6 protein-coding genes are annotated in these 5,958 nt (G+C 74.8%); 4 read left to right on the top strand and 2 right to left on the bottom strand.

The genetic code is table 11. The features are described from left to right. Positions 1-272: 272 nt before the first annotated feature. The 3 genes from IE312_RS05700 (at position 273) to IE312_RS05690 (ending at position 3,229) form a co-directional block, all read left to right on the top strand. The gene (locus IE312_RS05700; RefSeq protein WP_189978893.1) at positions 273-998 is read left to right on the top strand and encodes a response regulator transcription factor; all 726 of its coding nucleotides are present in this window, start codon (positions 273-275) and stop codon (positions 996-998) included. After that, positions 999-2,435 (top strand): sensor histidine kinase, encoded by a 1,437-nt coding sequence (locus IE312_RS05695; RefSeq protein WP_189978891.1) that lies wholly within the window; start codon positions 999-1,001, stop codon positions 2,433-2,435. Between the two features lie 98 nt (positions 2,436-2,533). After that, on the top strand, positions 2,534-3,229 hold the full coding sequence (locus tag IE312_RS05690) for a hypothetical protein (RefSeq protein WP_189978889.1): 696 nt from the start codon (positions 2,534-2,536) through the stop codon (positions 3,227-3,229). A gap of 31 nt (positions 3,230-3,260) precedes the next feature. On the opposite strand, the gene IE312_RS05685 is transcribed toward IE312_RS05690, so the two are convergent. After that, on the bottom strand, positions 3,261-5,048 hold the full coding sequence (locus IE312_RS05685) for a phosphatidylglycerol lysyltransferase domain-containing protein (RefSeq protein ID WP_189978887.1): 1,788 nt from the start codon (positions 5,046-5,048) through the stop codon (positions 3,261-3,263). A gap of 195 nt (positions 5,049-5,243) precedes the next feature. Further along, positions 5,244-5,516, bottom strand: a complete 273-nt coding sequence (locus IE312_RS05680; RefSeq protein WP_189978885.1) for a hypothetical protein — start codon at positions 5,514-5,516, stop codon at positions 5,244-5,246. Between the two features lie 225 nt (positions 5,517-5,741). On the opposite strand from IE312_RS05680, the gene IE312_RS38970 reads away from it, so the two are divergent. Beyond that, positions 5,742-5,958 (top strand): hypothetical protein (locus IE312_RS38970; protein ID WP_229899122.1); only part of this gene is annotated, 217 nt, incomplete at its 3' end.

Here is a 5,958-nt window from a genome sequence, read left to right as displayed (position 1 = left end):
CAGCTGGCGGCGTTGCGGCGCTGACTTCCCCGCCCGCCGGTCCACCCGCCCGCCGGGGCGGGTGGACCGGCGGGCGGTTGGGGCGGCGGCTTCCCGAGCGCCGTCCCGCCTGCCCGCCCGGTGCCGTCGGCAGCCCCGCCGCCCAGGGCTGCCGGAGACCGGTGCCGGTCGGAGGCCGGGTTGCGTCCGGGACGGTGAGAGGGCGGTAAAAAGGGTGATCGTAGGCCCATCGGGCCCCGTCGGACCGCCGGTGGGCTTGGCACACTGAGGGCGTGCCCCAGACTGTGCTGCTCGCCGAAGACGACCGTGCCATCCGCCATGCCCTGGAGCGTGCCCTGACACTGGAGGGCTACCAGGTGACGGCGGTCGCCGACGGCGTGGAAGCGCTGGCCCAGGCGCACAAGAACCCGCCGGACGTCCTCGTCCTGGACGTGATGATGCCGGGCATCGACGGCCTCCAGGTCTGCCGGGTGCTGCGCGCCGAGGGCGACCGCACCCCGATCCTCATGCTCACCGCCCTGGTGGAGACCGCCGACCGCATCGCGGGCCTGGACGCCGGCGCCGACGACTACGTGGTCAAGCCGTTCGACGTCGAGGAGGTCTTCGCGCGGCTGCGCGCGCTGCTGCGCCGCACCACCCCCGTGCCCGCCGGCACCGCCGCCCCCGAGGGCCCGGCCCGCGAGGCGCAGGTCTCCGACCGGCAGGTGGAGGCCGCCGGCATCCGCATGGACCTCCAGGCCCGCCGGGCCTGGCGCGGCCGGCGCGAGCTGGAACTGACCCGCACCGAGTTCGAGCTGCTGGAACTGCTGGCGCGCAACGCCGGCATCGTCCTCGACCACTCCACGATCTACGACCGGATCTGGGGCTACGACTTCGGCCCCGGCTCCAAGAACCTCGCCGTCTACGTCGGCTACCTCCGCCGCAAGCTGGACGAACCCGGTGCCCCGCAGCTGATCCACACCGTGCGGGGCGTGGGTTACGTGCTGCGGGAGGACTAGGTGGGCCGCCGCTGGCGGCTGCCGGCCGGGCCCCGGCCGAAGCTGGTCTCCCTGCGCACCACCTTCGCCGTCTCCTTCGCGGCCGTCACCGCCGCCGTCACCATCCTGGTCGGCATCCTGTCGTACAACTCCGCCGCCCGGCTGGTCCGCGTCGACCAGCAGTCCGTGTTCACGCAGGTCGTGCAGGACGTGCGGGACGAGGTGCGGCAGCACCCGATGGGCCCCGACGACTTCTCCTCCTCCCGCCCAGGGCACGACCTGGTCCGCCCCGCCCGCACCGACGTGCAGGTGCTGGGCGCGCAGGGGCAGATCATGGACCACGGCAGTCCGGTGCTGCCGGTGACCTCCCGGGACCGGGACATGGCCCTCGCGCGGACGGCCGGCCGGGTCGTGGAGCACAAGGACGTACGGGTGGACGCGGACCTGTTCCGCATCGCCACCGTCTCGCTCGGCCACCGGCGGGGCGCGGTGCAGGTCGCCCAGGAGTTCAGCGACACCGAGGACCTGCTGCGGGCGCTCCAGCAGCGGACGCTGATCCTGATGGCGGCGGTCGTGGTGGCGGCCGGCCTGTTCGGGTGGTGGCTGGCCCGGCGGATCACCCGGCGCCTGGTCGTGCTCACCTCCGCCGCCGAGGACGTCGCCCGCACCCGGCAGCTGGGCATCCAGGTGCCGGTGGCCGGCCTGGACGAGGTGGGACGGCTGGGCCGCGCCTTCGACCGGATGCTGGGGCGGCTGGCGCAGTCCGAGGAGGACCAGCGCAGACTGGTGCAGGACGCCGGCCACGAGCTGCGCACCCCGCTCACCTCGCTGCGCACGAACATCTCGCTGCTGCGGCGGATCGACGAACTCCCGCCCGCCACCCGCGAGGACCTCGTCGCCGACCTCTCCCAGGAGGCGCGGGAGCTGACCGACCTCGTCAACGAGCTGGTCGACCTCGCCGCCGGGCAGTCCGACGGCGAGCCGCCCCAGCGGGTGGACATCGCCGACCTCGCCGAGGACGTCGTCGGGCTGGCCCGGCGCCGCACCGGGCGGGACGTGGTGCTGCACACCGCCGGTGACACGACGACCGACGGGCGGCCCGGGATGCTGCAGCGTGCCATCTCCAACCTGGTGGAGAACGCGGCCAAGTTCGACCGGGACGGCAAGGCCCCGATCGAGGTCAGCGTCACCGGGCCGGCCCGGCCGGGCACGGTGCGGGTAGAGGTGCTCGACCGGGGGCCGGGGATCGCAGAGGGCGACCTCGTCCGCATCTTCGACCGCTTCTACCGCGCCGCCGACGCCCGCTCCCTGCCGGGCTCGGGCCTCGGCCTGTCCATCGTCCGCGAGGTCGCCATGGCCCACGGCGGAGCCCCCTTCGCCTTCCGCCGCGAGGGCGGCGGCGCGGTCATCGGGTTCACGGTCGGCGGCGGCTACCTCCCGGGCGGCACCGGCGCCTGACCCGGCACGGACGACGCCCGGCGCTGAGTACGGGTACCTACCCGATGGCCGTACGCGTGCCCATCCGGCCGGGGTGCCCGCCGCCCTACCGTCGCCGCATGCCCGGACAGATCCCGCCCACCGCCCCGTCCACCGCCCCGCCCGCCGCGTCCGGGACCGGTTCCCGGGGCCTGGGCTGCCTCGGCTGCGCCGGGCTGGTGTTCGTCGCCGTCGTCGCCCTGTTCGTCCAGCTCACCTGGGACTCCCCGAGGGACCTCCCGCGGGTCGCACCCGGGGAGATGGCGCGCCGCGCCGTCCGGCACTCCCAGGAGGCGTACGACGTCCTGGGTTTCACCCGGACCGTGCCGCCCGGGGCCCGGCGCACCGGCGTCGGCGCGGAGAACACGCTGCGCGCCGGCGACTGCCACGACGGGGGCCTGCTGGGGCTGGAGGACAAGACCGTCGACGGCGCCTACCGGATGGTGCACGACTGGGCACTGGACGACGTGCCGGAGAGCCGGGCCGTCCCGGGACTGCGCCGGCTGCACCGGAGGCTGCAGGAGGACGGCTGGACGGTGTCGTCGTACCGCGAGGGCGGGAAGGACGGGCAGGACTGGTCGCTGTACGTGCGGCGGGACGGCGAGGACGAGCGGATGTCCTTCACCTGGTCCCCGGACCGGCGGTACTTCACCGGCGGCGCCACCGCACCCTGCGCCTACGACACCGGGTGGACGGAGGGCGACGGCACGTCCTGGTCCCCCAGTGACGCCGCCGACCAGGTGAGCCCGCCGGTTCTCGGCCCCGGGAGGCCGTGAGCGTCCCGGGGACCATGGGCGGCCCGGGTGGCTACGAGCGGCCCGGCAGGGTGAGGAAACCCTCCGCGCGGGCGCTCGCCAGGCCGATCCTCGGGATGTCGCTGCTCTTGGCGAACAGCAGGAAACGGGGTTCCCACACCGGCCGGTACTTGGCGTTGGCGCGGTACAGGGACTCGATCTGCCACCAGCGGGAGAAGAAGGTGAGGACCGAGCGCCACAGGCGCAGCACCGGACCGGCACCGAGGCGGGCGCCGCGTTCGAAGACCGAGCGGAACATCGCGAAGTTCAGCGAGACCCGGTCGATCCCCAGCTCCTTCGCCTGGAGCAGGAGCTCGACGACCATGTACTCCATCAGGCCGTTCTCGCAGGCGCGGTCGCGGCGCATCAGGTCCAGGGAGAGACCGCGCTCCCCCCAGGGGACGAAGCTGAGCAGGGCGCGGGGCTCGCCCTCGGCGTCCCGGCACTCCAGCATCACGCAGCGGCCGTCGGAGGGGTCGCCGAGGCGGCCGAGGGCCATGGAGAAGCCGCGTTCGGTGGCGCCGTCGCGCCAGTGGTCGGCACGTTCCACCAGCAGCGCCATCTCCTCGGCGGGGATGTCCTCGTGGCGGCGGACGCGGACCGTGTAGCCGGCCCGGCGGACCCGGTTGTGGGCCTGGCGGACCACGCGCATGGCCCGGCCGTCCAGGGTGAAGTCGGCGAGGTCCACGATCGCCTCGTCGCCGAGTTCGAGCGCGTCCAGGCCGTGCCGGGCGTAGACCGTGCCGGCTTCCTCGCTCGCGCCCATCACGGCCGGGGTCCAGGCGTGGCGGCGGGCCTCGGCGAGCCAGGCGTCGATGGCGCCGGGCCAGGCCTCCGGGTCGCCGAGCGGGTCGCCGGAGGCGAGGCTGACCCCGCCGACGACGCGGTAGGCGACGGCCGCCTTGCCGCTGGGGGAGAAGATGACGGACTTGTCGCGGCGCAGCGCGAAGTAGCCGAGGGAGTCGCGTTCGCCGTGCCGGTCCAGCAGCTCGCGCAGCCGGTGCTCGTCCTCCTCGGCGAGCAGGCGGGCGCCGCGCGGGGCGCGGAAGCAGGCGTAGAGGACCAGCAGGAAGGTGACGGCCATCAGGACGTTGACGGTCATGTCCGCCCAGCGGGGCGCGTGCACGGCGGGGACGCGGTCGGCGAGCGGGCCGACGCTGATGCCACGCAGCAGGGTGTAGGCGATCTCGTCCTTCAGGGTGGCCCCGGTGACCTTGTTCGTCGCGTGCACCAGCAGGGCGCCGAGGCCGCCGGTGACCAGGGTGCCGCCCACACCGACGGCGAGCGCCAGGCGCGGGTTGGAGCGGTCGCCGATGGCGTCGAACTCGCGGCGGCCCAGCAGCAGGGCGGCGACGAACAGGCCGGTCAGGACCGTGGAGACCCAGTTGAAGACGTGGTCGCGGTAGGGGGCGCGGGTCAGGGCGACGGCGTAGAGGCCGAGGAGGGGGCCGGCCAGGAGGAGGTTGAACAGCCAGGCGGCACGCTTGCGGCGGCGCATCACCACCGCGAGGAACAGGGCGAGGGCCGCCGAGACCAGGCCGGCGGTGGCCAGGTAGGGGGTGAAGTACTCGCCCGCGTTGTGCTCGTGCACCTCCTCGCGGAACGGCAGGGACAGCACCGCCGCGATGTTCAGTACGGCGAGCAGCCGCAGGTACCAGACGGTGGCGGTGGCGGCGCGGGTGCGCAGCCGCCGGCCGCCGGGGCGGTCGCGCAGCGGGGGCGGGAGGAAGCGGATGCCGCGGCGGGGTGCGCGGGGAGCGGGAACCGGTGGCGGCATCACAGTCGTCTGTTGTGCGGGCATGCTGACGGGGTCACCCTTGGGGACGGGGACGGGGCACCGTTGACCCTACAGCTTGTAGGGTAAAGGGAGGGGCGAGGTTCCGTACAGCCGGCGCACAGCTTCTCACCCGCCGGCGGTTTCCGACCCCCTTCGCCCGCTGTCCCGGCGCCCGCGGCCCGTGCGCCTGCGACTCGTGCGCCCGCGGCCCGTGGGTGCTCAGTCGCCGTGTCCCCGCCGGGCCGCCGTGAGGTGCCAGGCCAGGTTGCCCACCGCCGCCCCGGCCGCCACCGTCGCCGCGATCACTCCGCCGGTCGCGAGGCCGTCGCTGAACAGGTGCGGGCGCCGGTCCAGGCTGTGCAGCCCGAAACCGCACAGCTCGTACACGCCGACGGCCGCGATGGCCAGGCTCACGACCAGGAGGACCAGCGTCGGTGCCAGGCTGTGCGCGCAGGCCTGCGTACCGGGTTCCGCTTCCGTGGTGTCCTGCATGGGTCCCCCGTTGAACAGACGTTGAACAGCCCGGTGGGCGATGGCGGTCGGGAACCTACAATACGTAGGGTCCGCGGGAGCCGGTGCCGCGCGCGCCCGCACCGCCGCGGACGGGGAGGCGCCGCCGAGGAGTACGACGCCGAAGAGTACGCCGCCGGGGACTGCGACGCCGCCCGGCGGCACCGGCCTCGCCCCCGCCACGACGGCCGCCCCGGCGCACCGGCCGTGGCCCTCACGGGTGACGACGCCGCGTACGCGGAGATGACGCGATCGGTCCGTGACGGGAGCCGTGGGGGCCGTGGCGGCCGGCACCGGGTGGCCGCCGAGGACACCGGCGCCCCGGCGTACGCTGCCGTGACCGCACCCCCGCCGTCAGCCCTGGGAGCCCGCGTGACCGAGCCGACCGCCGCCCCGGACGAGAAGCCCTTCCTGTACGTCGTCG

Source organism: Streptomyces capoamus (genome assembly GCF_014654935.1).
In the GTDB taxonomy this organism is placed as follows: domain Bacteria; phylum Actinomycetota; class Actinomycetes; order Streptomycetales; family Streptomycetaceae; genus Streptomyces; species Streptomyces capoamus.
This window is presented reverse-complemented; position numbering and strand designations above follow the sequence as displayed.

What these genes read in the sequence shown, in the direction of transcription:
- IE312_RS05690 (WP_189978889.1), top strand. Translation starts at nt 2,534, where the DNA reads ATGCCCGGACAGATCCCGCCCACCGCCCCGTCCACCGCCCCGCCCGCC.
- IE312_RS05685 (WP_189978887.1), bottom strand. Translation starts at nt 5,048, where the DNA reads ATGCCCGCACAACAGACGACTGTGATGCCGCCACCGGTTCCCGCTCCC.
- IE312_RS05680 (WP_189978885.1), bottom strand. Translation starts at nt 5,516, where the DNA reads ATGCAGGACACCACGGAAGCGGAACCCGGTACGCAGGCCTGCGCGCAC.